This is a genomic window from Streptomyces sp. Je 1-369 (genome assembly GCF_026810505.1).
Lineage (GTDB): Bacteria > Actinomycetota > Actinomycetes > Streptomycetales > Streptomycetaceae > Streptomyces.
In genome coordinates this window covers 693,325-715,731 of the sequence record NZ_CP101750.1, presented here as the reverse complement: position 1 = coordinate 715,731, position 22,407 = coordinate 693,325, and the positions used below count along the sequence as shown (strand labels likewise).

The following is a 22,407-nucleotide window of genomic DNA, read 5'->3' as shown; positions in this document are numbered from 1 at the left end:
CTCACGGGCGCGTCGCGCGCTCCAGTTCCAGGAGTACGGAGTAGTAGCCGCGCCCCGTCGCGTGGTCCATGCCCACCTCGCACATGCGGTTCGCGGAGAGGTGTGCGTCGAAGGGGCGGGACGTGACCTCCGCGGCCTCCTTGCGCGTGGCCGACTCCGTGAGTTCCTTGTGGAGCATGCCCCGGTCGCCGGCGAAGGCGCAGCACCCGGCGTCGTCCGGGACGACCACCTCGTCCGCGCACGCCTCGGCGACGGCACGCAGCTGCGCCTCGTCGCCGAGGTGCTGCATGGAGCAGGTGGGGTGCAGGACGGCGGAGCCGACCGTGCGGTGCACCGTAAGTCCGGGGAGCAGTTCGTCGGCGGCCCAGACGACCGAGTCGACGACCGTGAGCTCCCGGTGCAACTCCCTGTTGTCCGCGGTCAGATACGGCGCGACCTCGCGGGCGATGCCGAGCGTGCAGGACGAGGCGTCGACGACCAGTGGCAGGCGGCCGCCCGCCGTCCAGCCCCAGGCCGCCTCGACGATGCGATTGGCCATGACCCTGTTGCCCGCTTCGTACCCCTTGGAGTGCCAGATCGTCGCGCAGCACGTCCCCGCGACGTCGTCCGGAATCCAGACCGGCTTCCCCGCGCGCGCGGAGACGGCGACGACGGCCTCCGCCAGGGAGCGGTCGCCGGGGGAGCCGAAGATGCGGTTGACGCACGCCGGGTAGTAGACGGCGGAGGCTCCCACGCGCGCGGTGCGCGGCAGTTTGCGCGCCGCGGCCCCGGGGATCTGCGGCAGCCACTCGGGGACGAGGTCCGGGCGCACGGCCTTGCGCGCGGTGCGGGTGACCGTGGTCAGCAGCCGGTCGCTGATCCGGTCGGCGGCGGCCACGGCGAGCCGTGCCGACGCCTCGACGGCCTTGAAGTTCTTCGCGGCGACAGCGGCCGCCCTCTCCTCGCGCGGTGAGTGCCGTGCGTGCCGGAACTCCTTCATCAGGGCGCCCGTGTCGATCCCCACGGGGCAGGCGATGCTGCAGGTGGAGTCGCCCGCGCAGGTGTCCACGGCGTCGTACCCGTACGCCTCGACGAGGCCGTCCTCCACCGGGGAGCCCGCGGGCTGGCGCATCATCTCGCGGCGCAGCACGATGCGCTGGCGCGGTGTCGTGGTCAAGTCTCCGCTGGGGCACGTCGGTTCGCAGAAGCCGCACTCGATGCACGGGTCGGCGATCGGCTCCACCCGGGGGATGGTCTTCAGGCCGCGCAGATGCGCCTTCGGGTCCCGGTCCAGGACGATGCGGGGCGCGAGCACCCCGTCCGGGTCGATGACCTGCTTCGTGCGCCACATCAGCTCGGTCGCCTTCGGACCCCACTCCATCTCCAGGAACGGCGCGATGTTGCGGCCCGTGGCGTGCTCCGCCTTCAGGGAGCCGTCGAAACGCTCCACGGTCAGGCGGCAGAACGCGTCCATGAACGCGGCATAGCGCTCGACGTCGGCGGGGAGCGCCGCGTCGAAGGCGAGCAGGAAGTGCAGGTTGCCGTGGGCCGCGTGGCCCGCGACGGCGGCATCGAAGCCGTGCCGCGTCTGGAGGTCGAGCAGCGCCTCGCAGGCCTCGGCGAGCCGGCCGGGCGGGACCGCGAAGTCCTCGGTGATCAGCGTCGTCCCCGAGGGGCGGGAGCCGCCGACGGCGGTGACGAACGCCTTGCGCGCCTTCCAGTAGCCGCCGATCGTCCTGGCGTCGCGCGTGAACGCGTTGGTCACCGACGGCGCGGGCGCGATCAGCTCCAGGCCTTCCAGAGCCTTCGCGGCCGCCGCTTCGTACGCCTCCTGTGCGGCCTCGTCCGGGGCCCGGAACTCGACGAGGAGCGCGGCCGTCGACTTCGGCAGCTGCGCCCAGTCGGCGGGCACCCCCTGGACGCTGACCGACGCCCGCAAGGTGTTGCCGTCCATCAGCTCGACGGCGAGAGCGCCCGCGGTGTTGAACAGCGGCACAGCGGCGGCGGCCGCGGGGAGCGAGGGGAAGAACAGCAGGGCGGTGCTCGTGTGCCGGTCCAGCGGCAGCGTGTCGAAGACGATCTCGGAGAGGAAGCCGAAGGTGCCCTCGGAGCCCACCATCAGGCCCCGCAGGATCTCCACGGGCGTCGTGCCGTCGAGGAACGCGTCGAGGCGGTAGCCGTTGGTGTTCTTGATCTCGTACTTCTCGCGGATACGGGCCGTCAGCTCCGGGTCGGCCTCGATCTCGCGCTTGATGGTCAGCAGGCCCGCGCACAGGGCGGGCTCCGCGTGCGCCAGTTGCTCGTCCGCGTCCGGTTCGGCCGTGTCCACGACCGTTCCGGAGGGGAGGACGACGGTGAGGGAGGCGACCGTGCGGTAGGAGTTGCGGGTGGTGCCCGCCGTCATGCCCGACGCGTTGTTCGCGACGACGCCGCCGACCGTGCAGGCGATCGCGCTGGCGGGGTCGGGGCCGAGCACGCGGCCGAACCGGGAGAGTGTCGCGTTGGCCCGCACGACCGTCGTGCCGGGGCCGATGCGCGCCCGCTCACCCGCGCCGAGCACCTCCACGCCCGACCAGTGCTTGCGCACGTCGACGAGGATGTCCTCGCCCTGTGCCTGGCCGTTCAGCGACGTACCGGCCGCGCGGAAGACGACTTCGCGGCTCTTGCCGTGCGCGTACGACAGGACGGCCGACACGTCGTCGATGTCCTCGGGGACCACCACGACCTGCGGCACGAAGCGGTAGGGGCTGGCGTCCGAGGCGTACCGCACCAGGTCCGAGACCTTCGTCAGGACCTTGTCCGCGCCGAGCAGCGCGATCAGTTCCGAGCGGAGCGGCTCCGGGGTGCCGCCGCCGCGCCGGTCCGGCACGCGGTCGTGGGAAGGGCCGTCCGAGCGCGACGCGGCACCGGGACGCAGGGCGTCCGGCTCGGGCTCCAGCAGCGGCATGAGCTCTCCTCGGCGGTTGCGGCGGCGTACGGTTTCGGCGGCGTACCTGCGGATCGGGGGTGCGGAGTCAGGCTCTCAGCAGCGGCGGACGTCCGGCACGTCGAACAGTGCGTTCAGCAGCACGCCCAACTGTGCCCGCTGTTCGGCGTCCAATGGGGCAAGGATGTCCTCCGCGGCGGCGCGGCGTGCGCCGCGCAGCTCACCCAGGGCCTTGAGTCCCGCGTCGGTGAGCTCGATGCGGATTACCCGGCGGTTGGTGAGGTCGGGCGCCCGGCGCACCAGATCGGCGGCCTCCAGGCCGTCGACCAGCGTGGTCACGGCGCGGGGCACGACTTCCAGGCGTTCGGCGAGGTCGGCCATGCGCGGCGGCGTCTCGTAGTGCGCGAGGGTGCGCAGGAGGCGGGACTGCGCGGGCGTGATGCCGGTCGGCACCAGGTGGCGCTTCTGGATCCGCTGCAGCCTGCGGGTCAGCCGCAGCAACTGTTCGGCGAGCAGGCCGTCGGGGTCCGGGGTCTTCATGCGGGAACTTTATCAGGACCTTGTTCATTGTGAGTATAGGTAACAGTGAGCTATGCTCCCTGAGTCATTGTCGTCCGAGATCCCGTAGGAGCCCATGCGTCACGACGAATCCACCTGGACGCCGCAGCCCCCTGCCCCCGGCGAGGAGCCGCAGCCGCGCCAGATGCGCCGCATCCTTCGCCTCTTCCGTCCCTACCGAGGCCGCCTCGCGATCGTGGGCCTGCTGGTCTGCGCCGCCTCGCTCGTCGGGGTCGCGACCCCGTTCCTGCTGAAGGAGATCCTCGACACCGCCCTGCCGCAGGGGCGCACGGGCCTGCTGAGCCTGCTCGCGCTCGGCATGATCCTCAGCGCGGTCGTCACGAGCGTCTTCGGCGTCCTGCAGACCCTGATCAGCACGTCCGTGGGGCAGCGCGTCATGCACGACCTGCGCACCGCGGTGTACGGCAGGTTGCAGAGCATGTCCCTGGCCTTCTTCACCCGCACCCGCACGGGCGAGGTCCAGTCCCGGATCGCCAACGACATCGGCGGCATGCAGGCGACCGTCACCTCCACCGCCACGTCCCTGGTCTCGAACCTCACCAGCGTCATCGCGACCGTCGTCGCGATGCTGGCCCTGGACTGGCGGCTCACCGTCGTCTCGCTCCTGCTGCTCCCGGTCTTCGTGTGGATCAGCCGCCGCGTCGGCCGCGAGCGCAAGAAGATCGCCACGCAGCGCCAGAAGCAGATGGCCGTCATGGCCGCGACCGTCACCGAATCGCTCTCCGTGAGCGGCATCCTCCTCGGCCGCACGATGGGGCGCGCCGACTCCCTCACCAAGTCGTTCTCCGCCGAGTCCGAGCAACTGGTCGACCTGGAGATCCGGTCCAACATGGCGGGCCGCTGGCGCATGGCCGTCATCACGATCGTGATGGCCGCCATGCCGGCCGTCATCTACTGGACGGCGGGCATCGCCTTCCAGGCGGGCGGCCCGACCGTCTCCATCGGCACGCTCGTCGCCTTCGTCTCGCTCCAGCAGGGCCTCTTCCGGCCGACCGTGAGCCTGCTCTCCACCGGCGTGCAGATCCAGACCTCGCTCGCGCTCTTCCAGCGCATCTTCGAGTACCTCGACCTGCCCATCGACATCACCGAGCCCGAGCAGCCGGTGCACCTCGACAAGATCAAGGGTGAGGTCCGCTTCGAAGACGTCGAGTTCCGTTACGACGAGAAGGCGGCGCCCACGCTCCAGGACATCGACATCGTCATACCCGCGGGCGGCAGCCTCGCCGTGGTCGGACCCACCGGCTCCGGCAAGTCGACACTGAGCCACCTCGTGCCCCGGCTCTACGACGTCACGGGCGGCCGCGTCACCCTCGACGGGGTCGACGTGCGCGACCTCGACTTCGACACCCTCGCGCGCGCCGTCGGCGTGGTCTCCCAGGAGACGTACCTCTTCCACGCCTCGGTCGCCGACAACCTCCGCTTCGCCAAGCCCGACGCCACCGACGAAGAGCTCTTCACCGCCGCCCGCGCCGCCCAGATCCACGACCACATCGCCTCCCTCCCGGAGGGGTACGACACGGTCGTCGGTGAGCGCGGCCACCGCTTCTCCGGCGGCGAGAAGCAGCGCCTCGCCATCGCCCGCACCATCCTGCGCGATCCGCCGGTGCTCATACTCGACGAGGCGACCAGCGCCCTCGACACCCGCACGGAGCGCGCCGTGCAGGAAGCCATCGACGCGCTGTCCGCCGGCCGGACCACCCTCACCATCGCCCACCGGCTCTCCACCGTCCGGGGCGCCGACCAGATCGTGGTCCTGGACGAGGGCCGGGCCGCCGAGCGCGGCACCCACGAGGAACTCCTGGAGCGCGACGGCCGTTACGCCGCCCTGGTTCGCAGAGACGCCCAACTGGAGCCCGCGAGATGAAGATATGCCAGGAATGTGACCATTTGCGGGTTACCGTGCCCGCATGCAGACCAAGACTCCGAGACGCGGAACGATTCGACTGACGCGACGGGGCCGGATCGCCCTGATCGCGACCGGAGCCGCCGCCGCGGCCGCCGCCGTGGCGGTGCCGCTGCTGCTTCCCGACGACGACAAACGGCCCGACACGCTGACCATCCCTGAGGGGTGGCGTTCCAGCCAGGTGTATACGGCCGTGGACAAGGCCCTCGACGTGCCCGCGGGCACCACGAAGAAGGCGCTCCCGAAGGCCGACCTCAAACTTCCCAAAGACGCGGACGGCAACCCCGAGGGCTACCTCTTTCCGGCGACGTATCCGCTCAGCTCAAAGTCGACTCCGGCATCCGTCCTGACGTACATGGTGAACACGGCCAACAAGAAGTTCGGTGCCGGCCAAGTCACCGCCGGTGCGGACCGGAATGCGCTGAACGTCTACCAGAGCGTCACCATTGCGAGCATGATCGAGGCGGAAGCCGGCTCCAAGGAGGACATGGGCAAGGTCGCCAGGGTCATCTACAACCGTCTCGACCGTGGCATGCCTCTGCAGATGGACTCCACCATCAACTACGCGCTCAACCGCTCGACGCTCGCCACCAGCGAACGCGACACGAAGATCAGCAGCCCGTACAACACCTATGCGCGCATGGGTCTGCCGCCCACGCCGATCGGCAACCCCGGGGAGGAAGCGATGCGGGCGGCGAACAACCCATCTCCGGGGGACTGGCTGTATTTCGTCACCGTGAAACCAGGAGACACGCGTTTCACATCCGACTTCCAGGAACACCAGAAGAACGTGGGGGAGTTCAACAAGGCGAAGTAGCGGGAGGACGAAAAGTGGCAAAGGGCCAGGGGGGTCCGCTCGGCCACCGCGTCTGCTCCGCCTTGACCTCAACCGTGGTTCAGGTACAACGCTTTTCTCTGAACGTACCGCTCAGTATGCAGGAGGAGCCGACCATGGCCGCACCAATAACCCGTGCCTTTCCCGACGTCCGGCGGGCGGACGCCGGGACGATCCTCGTCAGCTCCTGGACCCTGCCGGTTCCAGGGGTCCAGAAGCAGGCGGCGGACCTGGTGATCGAGGAGTGGGAACACCAGGAACGCCCGGACGCCATGCTCTCGTTCACGACCTTCCTCAGCGAGAACGGCCGCGAGGTCCTCAACTACGCGCAGTGGACGGACGACGATTCCCACCGCGAGTGGGCGCGCGCGGCCCGGTGTTCCGAGGACATCAGCAGGGTCGACCGCATGGTGCTCGGCATCGAACGGCCCGGCGAGGTGCGCTACTCGCTCTACCGCAGCTACGCCACCGATGAGGGAACGGAGAGCACCCCCGGCGCCCTGGTCACTCCCATCTTCGAGACCGAAGGGCCGGACAGCCAGCGCGCGTTCATCGACGGCGTCATCGCGATCCTGGAGCGGACCCGGCCGCCGGGGCTGCTCGCGGCCCACTTCCACACGAGCAAGGACGGCCGCAGGGTCCTCAACCACGCCGAGTGGCGCGACATGTCCGCCTGGCGGCGCTTCGCCGAGAGCGGCGGCACGGTCGAACTGGGCACGATGATCGAGGGCTTGGAGGGCGTCACTCCGGCTCCGACCCAGCCCAGCGTGCCGCGCTACCTCCCGTACAAGAGCCTGGTGAACGTCGCCGCGCCGTGAGTCGCGGGCCCGGCACTCCGTCGTAGCGCCCCGCCTCAGCACTGCCGCAGGGACCGTTCGGCCTCTTGTGCCGCGTTGAGCGGCGCGAGAGGCTGGCAGGCGCGCTCGACCGAACACGCGCAGACAGCACCCCCTTCACTCAGCACCCCCTTCGCTCAGCACCGCTTCACTCAGCACCGCACCGCACATGGCCCGACCCCCTCCCTGGTCAGTCGATGAAAGGTTCAGGTGCACCGGGAATGAGAATGCCCTCCCGTCGGCGGCAGACAGCGGTGCTGCTCTCCGCCGCGCTGACAGCCACCGGACTGCTCACCGTCACTCCCTCTTCCCACGCCGCGCCCGGCTCCGCCGGGGGAGAGCTGCGGCTCGCGGGCGGTTCCGAGGTCGCCGTGCCGGACGGCTGGATCGTCGTACTGAAGGACCAGAAGCGGCTGAGGGACTCCGCCGTGTCCGGCGTGGCGCGCGAGCTCGTCGGCCGGGCCGAAGGAGCGCGGCTCGGGCACGTGTACCGGGCGGCGTTGCACGGATTCTCCGCTCGGATGAGCCGGTCACAGGCGGCCGGACTCGCCGCCGATCCCCGTGTCGCGTACGTCCGCCAGGACACCCGGGTCCGGATCGACAGTGCGGACAGTGCGGACAGCGCGAAGGACCAGACCCAGCCCAACGCCCCCTGGGGCCTCGACCGCATCGACCAGCGCCGCCTCCCGCTGTCCACCACGTACACCTACCGCACCACCGCCCCCGGCGTGAGCATCTACATCATCGACACCGGGCTGCGCACCACCCACGCGGAGTTCGGCGGCCGCGCCTCCGTCGGGACCGACACGGTGGGCGACGGCCGGAACGGTGACGACTGCAACGGGCACGGCACGCATGTGGGCGGTATCGCGGCGGGGAAGACGTACGGCGTGGCCAAGCAGGCGCGGCCGGTCGCGGTGCGCGTCCTCGACTGCCAGGGCTCGGGCACCACCTCGGGGGTCGTCGCGGGCATCGACTGGGTGACGGCGAAGGCCGCGAAACCGGCGGTCGCGAACATGAGTCTGGGCGGGGCGGCCAGCGACGTCCTCGACAGCGCGGTGCGGCGCTCCATCCGCTCCGGCGTCACGTACACGGTCGCGGCGGGCAGCTCCGGCCAGGCCGGCGGGGCCTGCAACACGTCGCCGTCCCGGGTGCCGGAGACCATCAGCGTCGGCGCGAGCGACCGCGGCGACCGCCGGGCGTCCTCCTCCAACCACGGCTCGTGCGTGTCCCTGTTCGCACCGGGCGTGCAGATACCCTCCGCCTGGAAGGACAGCGACACCGCGACGGCCACCCTCAGCGGTACGTCGATGGCCACCGGGCACGCGGCGGGCGCGGCCGCGCTGCATCTGGGCGTCCGGCCCACGGACACCCCGGCGCAGGTCAAGAAGGGCCTCGTGGACAACGCCACCACAGGAGTGCTGCAAGGCAGCCCGCCCGTCACCCCGGACAAGCTGCTCTACACACTGTACCTAGGCTAGGGCCTGGACCGAGGTTCCGGCCAGGAGTCGCTGGACGTCGCGCACCGCCGCGCGCCCCGCGCGGTTGGCGCCGATCGTGCTGGCCGAGGGCCCGTAGCCGACGAGGTGGATACGGGGGTCCGCGGCCACCCTCGTGCCCTCAAGGCGGATGCCGCCGCCCGGGCCGCGCAGCCGCAGTGGCGCCAGGTGGTCGACGGCGGGGCGGAAACCGGTCGCCCAGAGGATCACGTCCGCGTCCACGCGGCGGCCGTCGTCCCACTCGACGCCCGTCGGTGTGATCCGGTCGAACATCGGCAGCCGGTCGAGGACGCCGTCGGCCCGCGCCCGCCGGATCGCGTCGTTCATGGGCAGCCCCGTCACGGACACCACACTCCGCGGCGGCAGCCCCTGACGTACGCGCTCCTCGACCATGGCGACGGCCGCGCGCCCCCAGTTCTCGTCGAACGGCCCCTCGCGGAACACCGGCTCGCTGCGGGTGACCCAGGTGGTCGACGCCGCGTACGGGGCGATCTCCATGAGGTGCTGCGTACCGGACGCGCCGCCGCCCACGACGATCACCCGCTGTCCCGCGAGGGCCTCGGGGCCCGGATAGACCGCCGTGTGTAACTGCCGTCCGCGGAACGTGTCCTGCCCCGGGTAGCGCGGCCAGAACGGCCGGTCCCAGGTCCCCGTCGCGCTGATCAGGGCCCGCGTCGACCACGTGCCCGCCGACGTCCCGACGAGCAGCCTGCCGTCCTCGCCCTCGCGGACTCCGTGGACGTCGACGGGGCGCCGTACGCGCAGGTCGAAGCGTCGCTCGTACGCCTCGAAGTACTCCCCGACGACCTCCGACGACGGGCGTGCGGGGTCCGCTCCTGTCAGTTCCATGCCGGGGAGCGCGTGCATGCCGTGCACCTTCCCGTACGTCAGGGAAGGCCACCGGAACTGCCAGGCGCCGCCGGGCCGGGGCGCGTGGTCGAGGACCACGAAGTCCCGGTCCGGCTCGAAGCCGACCCGCCGCAGGTGGTAGGCGCTGGACAGGCCGGCCTGCCCGGCGCCGACGACCACCACGTCCGCAATTCTTACCCCGGTGTCGTTCACGTTTCTACTAACTTCATCGGGGTCCAGGATCTTCCCGGCGGCCCGGCCCTTCTCACCGGCCGCCGGTGACCGGTCCCGTCTCAGCGACCGCCCGCGACCAGCAGCGGCGCGCCGCCCGGGGCGGAGGCGGGGCGGCCGTTCGCCGCGGGCACGCCGGACAGCGGCGACGCCGGGATCCGCGGCAGCAGCCCACGCGCGGCCAGCACGGGAATGACGCCCTCGCCGAACCAGTACGCCTCCTCCAGGTGCGGATAGCCGGAGAGTACGAAGTGCTCCACGCCGAGCGCGTGGTACTCCTCGATCCGGTCGGCGACATCGGCGTGGCTGCCGACCAGAGCCGTGCCCGCCCCGCCGCGCACCAGGCCGACACCGGCCCACAGGTTCGGCGAGATCTCCAGCTTGTCCCGCGAGCCGCCGTGCAGCGCGAGCATCCGCTGCTGCCCCACCGACTCACTGCGGCCGAGCGCCTCCTGGGCCGCGGCGATCGTGTCCGGGTCGAGGTCGTCGAGCAGCCGGTTCGCGGTCGCCCACGCGTCGGCGGACGAGTCGCGAGAAATGGTGTGCAGCCGGATGCCGAACCGGACCGTGCGGCCCTCCTTCTCGGCGAGCCCGCGAATCCAGTCGATCTTCTGCTTCACTTGCTCGGGCGGCTCACCCCAGGTCAGGTACACATCCGTGTGCCGTGCCGCGACAGGCCCCGCGGCGGCCGACGAGCCACCGAAGAAGATCTCCGGCAGCGGATCCGGCGGCAGCGCGGTGAGCCCGCCGTCCACCTGGAAGTGCTCGCCGAGGAAGTCGAACGGCTTGCCGCCCCACACTCCTCGTACGACCGAGAGGAACTCGTCGGTGCGGGAGTAGCGGCGGTCGTGGTCCAAGTGGTCGCCGAACCGTCGCTGCTCGGTCGAGTCGCCGCCCGTCACCACGTTCAGGAGCAGTCGGCCGCGGGTGATGCGCTGATACGTCGCCGCCATCTGCGCGGCCAGCACGGGGGAGATGACGCCGGGGCGGAACGCCACGAGGAACTTGAGCCGCTCCGTGTGTTGGGCGAGCGCGACCGTCGTCAGCCAGGCGTCCTCGCACCACGTACCGGTCGGGGTGAGCACGGCCTCGAACCCCAACTGCTCCGCGGCCTTGGCGATCTGGGCCAGGTACTCGATGTCGGGCGCGCGCACGCCGCTCACCGGGGTGACGCGGGAGCGTGCGATGCCCCCGTCCGTGTAGGCGTGCCGGTCGACGAGGGTGCGGCCGTCGCCGCCCGTCGGCAGGAACCAGTGCAGGTGGACGTTCATGGTCAGGACTCCTTGCGGTACGAGCGCGGCTCGGTGGTGGAGGGCGGCAGATCGCCGTTGAAGCGGGTGTCGACGAAGTCGCCGAAGTCGATGCGGCGCGGGATCAGCTTCAGATCGGTGAAGGTGTCCGCGATCTCCTGCTCGGACGCGATCACGTTCTTGTCCACGGCTACCTGGACCCGGGTGCCGTTGGTGCGCTTGACGGCGTCGAGCGCGACCTCGTAGGGGAGGCCGGTGTCCTGCGCCCAGACCTTCGCCCAGGCCTCGGGGTGCTTGTAGACCCAGTCCTGGGCCCTGCGGAGCCGGTCCAGGTAGTCGGAGATCGCCGCGGCCTTCTTCTTGTCGTCGAGGGCGCCGGGTGCCGCCGCCTGGAAGGCCAGCCCGTTCACAAGACCGTCGCCGTCGGTCAGGACACGGCCCGTCTTCGCGCGCAGGACCTGCGAGGTGTACGGGTCCCAGACGGCCCAGGCGTCCACCTTGCCGCTGGTGAACGCGGCGAGCGCATCGGCCGGCTGGAGATACTTGACCTGTACGTCCTTGAGGTCGAGCCCCGCCTTCTTCAGGGACGCGACCAGGTTGAAGTGCGCCGACGAACCCTGCGCCACGGCAACGGACTTGCCCTTCAGCTGCCGGGGCTTCTTCAGCGGTGAGTCGTCTGGCACGAGGATCGTGTCCCCGGTGGCCGCCCCGTGGCTCGCCGCCACCACGGAGATCTTCGAGCCCGCGCCCGCCGCGAAGACGGGCGGGGTGTTGCCGATGCCGCCGATGTCGACGGCCTTGGCGTTGATGGCCTCAAGGAGCGGCGGGCCGGAGCTGAAGGTCGACCAGCGGATCTTGTAATCGAGGTCGTCGAGCTCCCCGGCCGCGCGCAGCACGGCCTCCGAACCACCCTTCTGATCACCGACGTTCAGGGTCAACGAACCCTTTCCGTCGGTGCCGCCGCCCGACCCGCCGATGGAACTGTCGGCGGAGGAGGTGCCGGAGCAGGCGGCGAGCAGCAGGGCCAGGGGGAGGAGCAGGGCGGCGGCGGGTGCGGGGCGTGGTCGTCGCATGGTGGTTCGTTCCGTTCGCTTCGATACGTGGGGACGGGGGCGTGGGGAGGGGGAAGGGGCGGGGAGCGGCGGCGAGGGAGGAGTGCTCAGGCGGCGGCTTCGGTGGGCGCTTCAACGTTCGCTTCGGCGGGCGCTTCAGGGTTCGCTTCAACGGGCGCTTCGACGCCGAGCCGTTCGAGCAGCTCCGCGCGGAGCTTGCCGAAGCGGGGGTCGGAGATGCCGCGCGGCCGTTCCAGGTCGATCCGTGTCTCGTACGCGATGACGCCGCCGTCCATGACCAGGACCCGGTCGGCGAGGAGTACCGCCTCCTCGACGTCGTGCGTGACGAGGAGAACCGCGCATCCGCGCCGCTGCCACAACTCGTCGACGAGGCGCTGCGCCTTGATGCGGGTGAGCGCGTCGAGCGCGCCGAACGGCTCGTCGAGCAGCAGCAGGTCGGGCTCGCGCACCAGGGCACGGGCCAGCGAGGCGCGCTGGGCCTCGCCGCCGGAGAGCGTCTTGGGCCAGGCGTTCGTGCGGTGCTTCAGGCCCACCTCGGCCAGAGCCTGTTCGGCGACGTCCCGGTCGGGCTTGCCCGGCAGCCCGAGCAGCACATTGCGCCACACGCGTTTCCACGGCATCAGCCGGGGCGCCTGGAACGCGACGGCCTTGCGGCGCGGCACGAGCACGGTGCCCTCGATGTCGCGGTCGAGCCCGGCGAGGATGCGCAGCAGCGTCGACTTGCCGCAGCCGCTGCGGCCCAACAGCGCCACGAATTCGCCGGGACGCACGTCGAGGTGCAGGTCGTCGATGACGGCACGCCCGTCGAAGGTGCGGGTCAGCCCGTCGACGCGGACGGCGGAGGACACGGTCGTGGTCACCGGCCGGTGAACGTCGGTCGCCATTGCAGCAGCAGCCTTTCGAGGGTTCGGACGACGAAGTCGGCGGTCAGGCCGAGGAAGGCGTAGACGACCAGGCAGACGACGATCACGTCGGTGCGCAGGAAGTCGCGGGCCTGGACCATGAGGAAGCCGAGGCCTGCGTCGGCGTTGACCTGCTCGGCGAAGACGAGGGCGAGCCAGGAGATGCCCAGCGAGTAGCGCAGCCCCGTCATGGCGCCGGGCAGCGCGCCCGGCAGGATGACGTGCCGCACGAGTCCCCATCGCGACAGGCCGAGCGACTCCCCGGCCTCGATCAACTGGGCGTCGACGCCCCGGATCCCGGCGTACACGTTGAGGTAGAGCGGGAACGACACCCCGAGCGTGATGATCGCGATCTTCGGCGCCTCCCCGATGCCGAACCAGATGATGAACAGCGGGATCAGCCCGACGAACGGCACGGTGCGCAGCATCTGCACGCTGGCGTCCACGAGGTCCTCGCCGATGCGGAAGAGCCCGGAGACGAGGGCGAGAGCCGTCCCGACGACGGTGCCGAAGAGCAGCCCGAGGGCTACGCGCTGCAGCGAGACCCCCATGGCGTTCTGCAGGGACCCGTTCTCGATGAGATCGCCCGCGACCCGGGCTACGGTCCCGGGTGAGGCGAGCACGTCACCGGCCAGGACGCCGGTGGCGCTCAGGACCTGCCAGAGGGCGAGCAGCGTGAGCGGTCCCGAGGTGCGGCGCAGCCAGCGGGGGATGCGGGTGCGGCGGGTGGAGGAGGGGACGAGGGTTTGCAGTTCGGGTCCGGCGTCGGGGGATGGAGCCGAAGATGATTTAGGGGATATGTCGGGCGCGGCTGGGTGTGGTGGGGCATGGCTGATGCTCATGGGTGCTCCACGGGGGAGGGGGCGGCAGGAGGAGGGGAGGGGACGACCGGTTCACCGGCAGTCGGGGCGCGGACGGCCGGACGCCGTCAGCTCAAGGCGCGCACATGACGCACGTGCCTACGAGGGACAGCACGCAGCACAAACCAGCCGTAACCGGTGCACGGAAGAGGAGAAGAACAGAAGAACGCGAAAGCGCGGAAAAGGCGTCAGCAGCCGCGACGACACGCGGAGGAAGCCACCCGCAGCAGGTCGATGTGACCGCGCGTGGTGAGCAGGGCTGAACGCAACATGCCGCAGAACGTAGCCACTTCGGCCACGCACGGTCAATGGCGTCTCGAAAGGCGGACTTCCGGTATCAGCGGATGGAAGCCGACGTGGGGCAGGATGGACGTATGTCCGCTGCGTTCACCACCCGAGTCCTCCAGGTCACCACAGGATCGACCGAGGTCGTCCGCGACCTCACCGCCGATTGCGAGGCCTTCCTGCGCGAGGCGGCCGACGGCCGCGACGGCCTCCTCAACATCTTCGTCCCGCACGCCACGGCGGGCATCGCCGTGCTGGAGACGGGCGCGGGCAGCGACGACGACCTGCTCGCCGCGCTGCACACGCTGCTCCCCGCGGACGACCGCTGGCAGCACCGCCACGGCAGCCCGGGCCACGGCCGCGACCACGTGCTCCCCGCCCTGGTCCCGCCCCACGCGACCCTGCCGGTCGTCGACGGCCGTCTGGAGCTGGGGACGTGGCAATCGGTGTGCCTGGTCGACACGAACGTGGACAACCCGAACCGCAAGGTGCGCCTGTCGTTCCTCGGCTGACCACTGGCCCTCGTCGCAGGTCCGGGGCTCAGCCCCCCGCACACCCCGGACAGCGCCCCCGGTACGTCACCTCCGCCGCGGTGACCGCGTAGCCGAAGCGTTCCGAGGGCGGGAGGTCGGTCAGCGGGTCGCCCGTGGGGTGGACGTCGCGGATCGTGCCGCAGCCCGAGCACACCAAGTGCTGGTGCGGGCGGTGTGCGTTGGGGTCGTAGCGCTTGGCGCGGCCGTCGGTCGTCACCTCGATCACCTCGCCGAGCGAGACGAGTTCGCCGAGGGTGTTGTAGACGGTGGCGCGGGATATCTCCGGCAGCCTGACAGTGGCCTGGGCGAGTACCTCGTCGGCGGTCAGGTGGACGTGTTCACCGGCGAGCACCTCGGCGACCACGCGGCGCTGGGCGGTCAGCCGCCAGCCGCGTCCGCGGAGCCGTTGCAGCAGGTCACTCATGACCACCAACCCTCACTGTGCAGAGTCCTTACGAATGAATACGCCTGCGCCTGTCTTTCGTATTGACTTGGATTTCGTCCATCGTAGGATCGGTTCCGGCTGGCAGCCAAGGGTCAGGGCAACGGCAGGGAATTACACGTGACTTCACTGGATCGCCTCACTTCACCGGATCGCCTTCCGGCCCGCGCGTGCACCTGCTCCACCACCCTCAGCTCCTGAGCACCGCGATCCGCCCTCTCCGGAAGGATTTTCCATGACCGAGAACCACGACGCGATCGTCACCGACCCCAAACCGGAGGAGACGGGCGGCTGCCCGGTGGCGCACCGCGCGCCGCACCCGACGCAGGGCGGTGGGAACCGGCAGTGGTGGCCGGAGCGGCTCAACCTGAAGATCCTGGCGAAGAACCCCGCCGCGGCCAACCCGCTCGGTGAGGAGTTCGACTACGCCGAGGCGTTCAAGACCCTCGACCTCCCCACCGTGAAGCGGGACATCGCCGAGGCGCTCACGACCTCCCAGGACTGGTGGCCCGCCGACTTCGGCAACTACGGCCCGTTCATGATCCGCATGGCGTGGCACAGCGCGGGCACCTACCGGATCAGCGACGGCCGTGGCGGCGCAGGAGCGGGACAGCAGCGTTTCGCCCCGCTCAACAGCTGGCCGGACAACGCCAGCCTCGACAAGGCCCGCCGTCTGCTGTGGCCGGTCAAGAAGAAGTACGGTCAGTCGCTGTCGTGGGCCGACCTCCTCATCCTCACCGGCAACGTCGCCCTGGAGACGATGGGCCTCAAGACCTTCGGCTTCGGGGGCGGCCGCGCCGACGTGTGGGAGCCCGACGAGGACGTCTACTGGGGCCCCGAGACCGACTGGCTCGGCGACGAGCGCTACACCGGCGACCGCGAGCTGGAGAACCCGCTCGGCGCGGTCCAGATGGGCCTCATCTACGTCAACCCCGAAGGCCCGAACGGCAATCCGGACCCGATCGCCGCGGCCCGCGACATCCGTGAGACGTTCCGCCGGATGGCGATGAACGACGAGGAGACCGTCGCCCTCATCGCGGGCGGCCACACCTTCGGCAAAACCCACGGCGCGGGCCCGGCCGACGCGGTCGGCGACGACCCCGAGGCCGCCCCGATGGAGCAGATGGGCCTGGGCTGGCGCAGCACGCACGGCACGGGCGTCGGCGCCGACGCGATCACCAGCGGGCTCGAGGGCATCTGGACCGACACCCCCACCACGTGGGACAACAGCTTCTTCGAGATCCTCTTCGGCTACGAGTGGGAGCTGTTCAAGAGCCCCGCGGGCGCGCACCAGTGGCGGCCGAAGGACGGCGCGGGCGCGGGCACCGTCCCCGACGCCTTCGACGAGACGAAGAAGCACGCGCCGACGATGCTGACGACCGACCTGTCGCTCCGGCTCGACCCGGTCTACGAGCAGATCTCGCGCCGCTTCAAGGACGACCCCGACGCGTTCGCGGACGCGTTCGCCCGCGCCTGGTACAAGCTGACCCACCGCGACATGGGCCCGATCGTGCGTTACCTCGGCCCGGAGGTCCCGAGCGAGACGCTGGTGTGGCAGGACCCGCTGCCCGAGGTGACGTACGAGAGCATCGACGCCACCGACGTCACCGCTCTCAAGGAGCAGGTCCTCGCCTCGGACCTGTCGGTTTCGCAGCTCGTGTCCACCGCGTGGGCCGCCGCCTCCTCCTTCCGCGGCAGCGACAAGCGCGGCGGCGCCAACGGTGCGCGGATCCGCCTGGAGCCGCAGCGCGGCTGGGAGGTCAACAACCCCGACGAGCTGGCGACGGTCCTGCGCGCCCTCGAGGGCATCCAGGAGTCCTTCAACGCGTCGCGCACGGACGGCAAGCAGGTCTCGCTCGCCGACCTGATCGTGCTCGCGGGAAGCGCGGCCGTCGAGCAGGCCGCCAAGGACGCGGGCTTCGCCGTCGACGTGCCCTTCACCGCGGGCCGCGTCGACGCGTCGCAGGAACAGACCGACGTGGAGTCGTTCGCCGAGATCGAGCCCGTCGCCGACGGGTTCCGCAACCACGTCGGCAAGGGCAGCCGCCTGCCCGCCGAGTACCTGCTGCTCGACAAGGCGAACCTGCTCACCCTGAGCGCCCCGGAGATGACGGTCCTCGTCGGCGGTCTGCGCGTCCTCGGCGCGAACCACCAGGGCTCGAAGCACGGCGTCCTGACCACCAGGCCCGGCACCCTCACCAACGACTTCTACGTCAACCTGCTCGACCTGGGCACGGAGTGGAAGTCGACGTCCGAGGCGCAGGACACGTTCGAGGCCCGCGACGCCTCCGGCGCGGTCAAGTGGACGGGCACGCGGGCCGACCTGGTCTTCGGCTCCAACTCCGAGCTGCGCGCGCTCGCCGAGGTCTACGCGAGCGACGACGCGAAGGAGAAGTTCGTACGTGACTTCGTCGCGGCGTGGGTCAAGGTCATGAACCTCGACCGGTTCGACATCGCGTGACACACACCGGGTGACCGGCGCGTCCAGGTGAGCCGACCTGGACGCGCCGCCTACCCGATCTCCACCACGCGGGCCCAGTCGGGCGGCGTGTCCGGTACGTAGTCGGGGTCGTCCTCGTCCCAGGATCCGGCCGACCCCTGCCGGGGGAAGAGCCCGACCACCGTCCGGCACGCGGGCCGCGCGCTCGGCCACGGCGTCTGCCCGTCGGTCAGGACCACGACGACGTCGGGCGCGGGCCGCGCGCGCAGCGCCCTGGCGAAACCGGCCCGCAGATCCGTGCCCCCGCCGCCCACCAGCGGAATCCCCTCCGCCCGGCAGAGCGAGTGCACGGACGGGGCGGCCGCGTCGCACGGCAGCACCGAGACCAGGTCGCGACGGCCGCCCACCGCACGGGAGATCGCGGTCACTTCGAGGAGCGCGCTGCCCAGTTCGGCGTCGCTCACCGAACCGGACGTGTCGATGACCACGCAGACCCGCGGCGGCCTGCGCCGCAGACTCGGCAGGACGACGCCGGGCAGTCCGGCCGAACGCCGCGCCGGCCGCCCGTACGTGTAGTCCTCACCCGCACCGGGCCCCGACGCCGCGGAGCGGACCGCCGCACCCAGCAACTCCCGCCACGGCTGCGGCGGATGGAACGCCTCCTCCGCCCACCGCCGCCACCCTCTCGGCGCGCTGCCAGGCCGCGCGGTGATGCCCTGGGCCACCCGGAAGCGGACCGCGTCCCTCTCCTGCTCGCTGAGCCCGTGCGCCCCGTCCGGCCCGAGTTCCCACGCGCGCTCCAGCCCGTCGGCGCCGCTCCCGCAGTCCAGCCAGGACATGCTCTGCGTCCGCGGCCCGAGCCGGAACTGGCGCAGATAGTCCTCCAGGAGCTCCCCTTCGGGCAGCCCCAACGTCTCGGGTCGTATGGCGCCCTCGGGCCGCACGAGACCCTCCCCGAACACGTCGTCGTTGATCTCGCAGTCCGCTGCGATGTTCATCCGCAGCCGCTCGCCGGGGCCGTTCAGGTCACGCTCCCGGGCGACCCGGTCGCTGCGCCCGTGGTGGTCGCGCAGCAGGTGGGACACCTCGTGCACCCACACTCCGGCCAGCTCTTCCACCGGCGTACGGTCGACGAAGCCCGGCGAGACGTAGCACCGCCAGTGCCGGTCGACGGCCATCGTCGGCACCTGCCGTGACGCGACGGTGTGCAGGGCGAACAGGGCCGTCGCCAAGTAGGGGCGGGCGCGGGCCGCGTGAAGGCGGGCGGTGAAGAGCTTGTCCCGGTCCAGTGCGTCCGCCGCCGTCACAGGCCTGCCTTGGCGGCGCCGTCCGCCCTGCGCGTGGCGTGGGCCAGCGAACGGTCCGCACGCCGGGACAGGGCCACGGTCCCGGCCAGACGCTCGATCGAGGCCGGTACGTCCCAGTCCTCCCGGCGCAACGAGGCGAGTGTGGTGGCGGGCACGACGATCAGATCGGGTGCGCCGGTCTCGACGGCGCGGACCAGGAGCGCCCACGCCGCGTCCCACCGCGACCTCTCCGGCCGTTTCCTGACCGCCTCCACCACCGCGTCGAGCACGGCCTGGCGCAGATCGCCTCGCTGCGGCAGGTCGGCGTGCGCGGGGTCGGCGAGGAGCAGCTCGGGGTCGGGCAGGTCCATCCGGTCCAGCGCGGCCAGCAGCTCCAGCCCCGGGCCGTCGCCCACGGCGCCCCTGACCAGCAGAGAGAGGACGTCGCGCGAGGAGCCGGCGGCGGTCGCGAACGCGGTGAGGCGCAGCGCCGTCTCCCAGCTCCGCGGCGATGGCCAGGCGCCGCCGCGGCGCGCCTCGCCGCTGGGCAGCTGGTGGACGAGCCGGGGGCGGGCGGCCAGCAGCCCGCACACACCGCGACGGGCGAATTCCACGGCCTCCGTCAGCTTTTCGGGGGCGAGCCGGGGGAGCGTGGCTCGCGGCCAGGTCCCGCCGAGGCCGCGTACGACCACGTCGTGGTCGTGGGCCCACTGCAGATGGACGAACCGATTGGCGAGCGGCGGGCTGAGCTCCCAGCCGTCGGCTGCCGAGGATCGCGGGTTGGCGGCGGCCACGATCCGCACACCGGGCGGGAGTCGGAGAGCGCCGATGCGCCGTTCGAGGACCACGCGGAGCAGGGCGGCCTGGACGGCCGGGGGAGCGGTGGACAGCTCGTCGAGGAACAGCAGTCCGCGGCCTGCCCGGACCAGGCGGACGGCCCAGTCCGGGGGCGCCATCGGGACGCCCTGCACGGCCGGGTCGTCCCCGACGACGGGCAGCCCGGAGAAGTCGGACGGCTCGTGCACGCTGGCGATCACCGTGGTCAGCGGCAGGTCCAGGGCGGCGGCGAGCTGGGTCAGGGCCGCGGTCTTGCCGATGCCCGGCTCTCCCCACAGGAGTACGGGAAGGTCGGCGGCGACCGCGAGGGTGAGTGCTTCCAGCTGGGTGTCGGTGCGGGGTTCGGTGGTCGAGTCACGCAGGAGACCCAACAAGGTGTCTGCTACGTCGAGTTGGGTGGAGCGGTCCGTGATGTGCTGGGGCAAGTGTGATCACCTTTGGGTCGGTCGTGAGGGGTGTGTGCGGCGTCAGGGGTGTGTACGGCGTCAGAGGTGTGTACGGCGTGAGAGCTGTGAGCGGGGGGCGTTGCGGGCATCGGGGGCGGGATCGATCAACCCCGCCCTGTACAGCCCATGTGTGACGCGCCGGCGCGCGGCCGTCTCCAGCTCGTCCCGCAACGGGCCGTCCCGCAGCAGTGCTTCGGGACCCAGCAGGGCTGCTACGACGGCGAGGGCGCCGTCGATGTCGCCGTGGTCGAGACGTTCGCGGACGCCGGTGAGACAGTCCGGCCTGCGGTGGGCGTCGTCGATGACTCGCAGGCAGGGCAGCGGGGTGCCGGAGAGCGCGGCGAGGAGCTCCTCGCGGCGTATCTCGGCGGGGTCGTGGTCCAGCGGGGCCAGCGTTCCGTCGACCAGGCCGATGCGGTGCAGCGCGCCACGGCACTCGACGATGCGGGGATGGTCCGCGGGAGGAGTGCTCGACGGGCCGGGCGGGGTGAAGCCGGGTACCAACGCCGCGGCGACCAGGGGGTGCAGTTGCTCTGCCGCGAGGGTGCCGGTCCGGAGAAGCTCCAGGTCGGGCAGGACCCAGGTCGCGGCGTCGGGCAGGACGGGGAGCCCGGAAGTGTCGCCGACGGTGGCCGGAGCGACGAGCCGGAAGCCGGGGGAGTGCTCGCTTCCGACGGCGTCCGCATCCGCGTCCGGCCCCGGTCCCCGTCCCGGCTCCATGATCAAGCGGCGTCCGGCTCCCAGTCGCACGACGACGGGCCCGGAGGGCCGACTGACGGTGCGCGACAGGAGCGCGGCCTCGTCCGCCCATCGGTCGACGGCACAGTGGCGCCACTGCGGGTCCGGTACACCCGTGCCGGACCGTTCCCGCAACTCCCCGGCCCTGCGCGCGTCCCACAGGTGGCGGTGCAGGTCGAGACGGAACCGCCGGTGGGGGTGGGGGTGCGGGTGGTGGCGGGACGGGTCGGCGCGGGTCCGGGTGCCGTCCCACAGCGCGAGACTGATGCGCTGACCGGCGTCGGCCCAGGCGGGCGGAGTCCGGACGACGAGATACAGGGGACGCACGCCTGCCTGGTCCGCCGCTCCGTCCGTCGCTCGGTCCGTCGCTTCGTAGCGGGCGAGCGCGACGGTCAGTCCCGGGCGGAGCAACCCGTCGGGAGCGATCCTCGGCATGTGCCAGCGCAGCAGGTCAGGTGCCAAGTGGCGCAGGTCGGAACGGAGTCGGGCCGCCGCGTGTCGACCGTACGTACGTGCCACGGCGCGAAGGCTGAAGTCGACGTCGACGTTGGCGGCGGAACACGCCCCCGCCCAGTCGCCGACCGCCCGGCGGGCCGTCGCCGTCTCGATCATCGAGGGTGGCACGGCGAACTCTCGTACACGCGGCCAGAAAGAGACGGGCGGAGAAACAGGGGAGAGGAACGGAGAAACGGGAGGGAGGGGAGAGGGGGTGTCAGTGGTACGGAGGGTGCGACCGTTCGCGAACTGAGTGAGCATCAGCACTCACCTTGCGCGGACGGGACCCCCAATCTGCCTTCGGCATGGGTCGTCATCGCGCCGATCGTAACCTCCCCGCAGTGATCTGTCAGTGCGATAAACCAACCGCGAGCCCGGCGCGGCCGATTGTCCGGCGATATTCGGTGCCGTGCCGGGTGATGGACGTGCAGACTCGTGCCCATGGCGGACATGTGGGCGTTCCGGGACGCGGTCGGCAGCTGGGCGGCGGGCGCGCCCGGCGGGCCCGCGCGTGACCTGGCCGTGCGGCTCGGGCTGCGGACGGCCGTGCTTCTGGAGGGGCCGAGCGACCTCGCGGCCGTCGAGACGCTGGCCGCGAGGCGTGGCCGGGACCTGGCCGCCGAAGGGGTGTGCGTCGTGCCGATGGGTGGAGCGATGAGCGTCGGCCGGTACGCCGGGCTGCTCGGGCCGCCCGGTCTCGGCCTGCGCCTGACGGGGTTGTGCGATGTCCGCGAGCAGGGTTTCTACGATCGCGGTCTCGAGCGGGCCGGGGCGACGCGGCAGGACATCTACGTCTGTGCCGCCGACCTGGAGGACGAGCTCATCCGCGCGCTGGGCACGGCGCGGGTCGAGGAGATCATCCGGGACGAGGGCGACCTGCGCGCCTGGCAGACTCTTCAGCGGCAGCCCGCCCACCAGGGCACACCGCGCCATCAGCAGCTGCGACGCTTCCTCGGCACCAAGAAGGGGCGCAAGATCCGCTATGGCAGTCTTCTGACAGAGGCCCTCGCGCCCGGCGAAGTACCCGCTCCGCTGGACGCCCTGCTCGCGAGCGTAGGCCCCAAGCGCACATGATGGGAGTCATAAGACTGCCTTATGAGGTCATAAATATGACCCGCCTACTTACTTAGGCTTGCCTTAGCTTAGGCTTTCCCTCGAGTCACTCCATCACCGCTCGAAGGGA

19 protein-coding genes are annotated in these 22,407 nt (G+C 71.3%); 7 read left to right on the top strand and 12 right to left on the bottom strand.

Annotated elements, in window-relative coordinates:
- Position 1 precedes the first annotated feature (1 nt).
- Positions 2 to 2,926, bottom strand: a complete 2,925-nt coding sequence (locus NOO62_RS03270) for an FAD-binding and (Fe-S)-binding domain-containing protein (protein ID WP_268769365.1) — start codon at positions 2,924 to 2,926, stop codon at positions 2 to 4.
- Positions 2,927 to 3,001: 75 nt separating this feature from the next.
- Positions 3,002 to 3,445 carry a MarR family winged helix-turn-helix transcriptional regulator gene (locus tag NOO62_RS03265; RefSeq protein WP_268769364.1) on the bottom strand — a complete coding sequence of 148 codons (444 nt, stop codon included), beginning with the start codon at positions 3,443 to 3,445 and terminating at the stop codon, positions 3,002 to 3,004.
- A 94-nt stretch (positions 3,446 to 3,539) separates the two neighbouring features.
- Here NOO62_RS03265 and NOO62_RS03260 point away from each other — a divergent pair, with 94 nt between their 5' ends.
- The 4 genes from NOO62_RS03260 to NOO62_RS03245 all read left to right on the top strand — a co-directional run bounded on the left by NOO62_RS03260 (position 3,540) and on the right by NOO62_RS03245 (position 8,539).
- The gene (locus NOO62_RS03260; RefSeq protein ID WP_268769363.1) at positions 3,540 to 5,348 is read left to right on the top strand and encodes an ABC transporter ATP-binding protein; all 1,809 of its coding nucleotides are present in this window, start codon (positions 3,540 to 3,542) and stop codon (positions 5,346 to 5,348) included.
- A 43-nt stretch (positions 5,349 to 5,391) separates the two neighbouring features.
- Entirely contained in the window at positions 5,392 to 6,204 is an 813-nt protein-coding gene (gene mltG, locus NOO62_RS03255) for an endolytic transglycosylase MltG (RefSeq protein ID WP_268769362.1), read from the top strand.
- Between the two features lie 134 nt (positions 6,205 to 6,338).
- Positions 6,339 to 7,040: an antibiotic biosynthesis monooxygenase gene (locus NOO62_RS03250; RefSeq protein WP_268769361.1), complete on the top strand. Its 702-nt coding sequence runs from the start codon at positions 6,339 to 6,341 to the stop codon at positions 7,038 to 7,040.
- A gap of 245 nt (positions 7,041 to 7,285) precedes the next feature.
- A complete protein-coding gene (locus NOO62_RS03245; protein ID WP_414930969.1) occupies positions 7,286 to 8,539 on the top strand; it encodes a S8 family peptidase in 1,254 nt (417 codons plus the stop codon).
- Here the strand turns inward: NOO62_RS03245 and NOO62_RS03240 are convergent.
- The 6 genes from NOO62_RS03240 to NOO62_RS39220 all read right to left on the bottom strand — a co-directional run bounded on the left by NOO62_RS03240 (position 8,531) and on the right by NOO62_RS39220 (position 13,994).
- A complete protein-coding gene (locus NOO62_RS03240; RefSeq protein WP_268769359.1) occupies positions 8,531 to 9,619 on the bottom strand; it encodes an NAD(P)-binding domain-containing protein in 1,089 nt (362 codons plus the stop codon). The genes NOO62_RS03245 and NOO62_RS03240 overlap by 9 nt on opposite strands.
- Before the next feature lie 80 nt (positions 9,620 to 9,699).
- Positions 9,700 to 10,908 (bottom strand): LLM class flavin-dependent oxidoreductase, encoded by a 1,209-nt coding sequence (locus NOO62_RS03235; RefSeq protein WP_268769358.1) that lies wholly within the window; start codon positions 10,906 to 10,908, stop codon positions 9,700 to 9,702.
- A 2-nt stretch (positions 10,909 to 10,910) separates the two neighbouring features.
- Positions 10,911 to 11,960: an ABC transporter substrate-binding protein gene (locus NOO62_RS03230; RefSeq protein WP_268769357.1), complete on the bottom strand. Its 1,050-nt coding sequence runs from the start codon at positions 11,958 to 11,960 to the stop codon at positions 10,911 to 10,913.
- Positions 11,961 to 12,046: 86 nt separating this feature from the next.
- Positions 12,047 to 12,844, bottom strand: a complete 798-nt coding sequence (locus tag NOO62_RS03225) for an ABC transporter ATP-binding protein (RefSeq protein WP_268769356.1) — start codon at positions 12,842 to 12,844, stop codon at positions 12,047 to 12,049.
- Positions 12,817 to 13,704 (bottom strand): ABC transporter permease, encoded by an 888-nt coding sequence (locus NOO62_RS03220; RefSeq protein ID WP_268769355.1) that lies wholly within the window; start codon positions 13,702 to 13,704, stop codon positions 12,817 to 12,819. Before NOO62_RS03220 ends, NOO62_RS03225 begins: the two co-directional genes overlap by 28 nt.
- Positions 13,705 to 13,910: 206 nt before the next feature.
- Positions 13,911 to 13,994 carry a putative leader peptide gene (locus tag NOO62_RS39220; RefSeq protein ID WP_355809829.1) on the bottom strand — a complete coding sequence of 28 codons (84 nt, stop codon included), beginning with the start codon at positions 13,992 to 13,994 and terminating at the stop codon, positions 13,911 to 13,913.
- Between the two features lie 102 nt (positions 13,995 to 14,096).
- Here NOO62_RS39220 and NOO62_RS03215 point away from each other — a divergent pair, with 102 nt between their 5' ends.
- Positions 14,097 to 14,519 carry a secondary thiamine-phosphate synthase enzyme YjbQ gene (locus NOO62_RS03215; RefSeq protein ID WP_268769354.1) on the top strand — a complete coding sequence of 141 codons (423 nt, stop codon included), beginning with the start codon at positions 14,097 to 14,099 and terminating at the stop codon, positions 14,517 to 14,519.
- Between the two features lie 28 nt (positions 14,520 to 14,547).
- Here NOO62_RS03215 and NOO62_RS03210 read toward each other — a convergent pair whose 3' ends face one another.
- Positions 14,548 to 14,964, bottom strand: coding sequence for a Fur family transcriptional regulator (locus NOO62_RS03210; protein ID WP_268769353.1), 417 nt, complete (start codon positions 14,962 to 14,964; stop codon positions 14,548 to 14,550).
- A gap of 253 nt (positions 14,965 to 15,217) precedes the next feature.
- Between NOO62_RS03210 and katG the strand changes: the two genes are divergently transcribed.
- Positions 15,218 to 17,443 carry a catalase/peroxidase HPI gene (katG, locus tag NOO62_RS03205; protein ID WP_268769352.1) on the top strand — a complete coding sequence of 742 codons (2,226 nt, stop codon included), beginning with the start codon at positions 15,218 to 15,220 and terminating at the stop codon, positions 17,441 to 17,443.
- 50 nt (positions 17,444 to 17,493) lie between these two features.
- On the opposite strand, the gene NOO62_RS03200 is transcribed toward katG, so the two are convergent.
- Genes NOO62_RS03200 through NOO62_RS03190 form a run of 3 tightly spaced genes read right to left on the bottom strand, consistent with a single transcriptional unit; the run spans position 17,494 to position 21,341 of the window.
- Positions 17,494 to 18,729 carry a DUF2201 family putative metallopeptidase gene (locus NOO62_RS03200; RefSeq protein ID WP_268769351.1) on the bottom strand — a complete coding sequence of 412 codons (1,236 nt, stop codon included), beginning with the start codon at positions 18,727 to 18,729 and terminating at the stop codon, positions 17,494 to 17,496.
- Complete coding sequence (locus NOO62_RS03195) at positions 18,726 to 19,970, bottom strand: AAA family ATPase (protein WP_268769350.1); 1,245 nt, start codon at positions 19,968 to 19,970, stop codon at positions 18,726 to 18,728. Before NOO62_RS03195 ends, NOO62_RS03200 begins: the two co-directional genes overlap by 4 nt.
- Positions 19,971 to 20,030: 60 nt before the next feature.
- Entirely contained in the window at positions 20,031 to 21,341 is a 1,311-nt protein-coding gene (locus NOO62_RS03190; protein ID WP_268775454.1) for a hypothetical protein, read from the bottom strand.
- A 324-nt stretch (positions 21,342 to 21,665) separates the two neighbouring features.
- Here NOO62_RS03190 and NOO62_RS03185 point away from each other — a divergent pair, with 324 nt between their 5' ends.
- Complete coding sequence (locus NOO62_RS03185) at positions 21,666 to 22,298, top strand: TOPRIM nucleotidyl transferase/hydrolase domain-containing protein (protein WP_268769349.1); 633 nt, start codon at positions 21,666 to 21,668, stop codon at positions 22,296 to 22,298.
- The last annotated feature ends 109 nt before the right edge of the window (positions 22,299 to 22,407 follow it).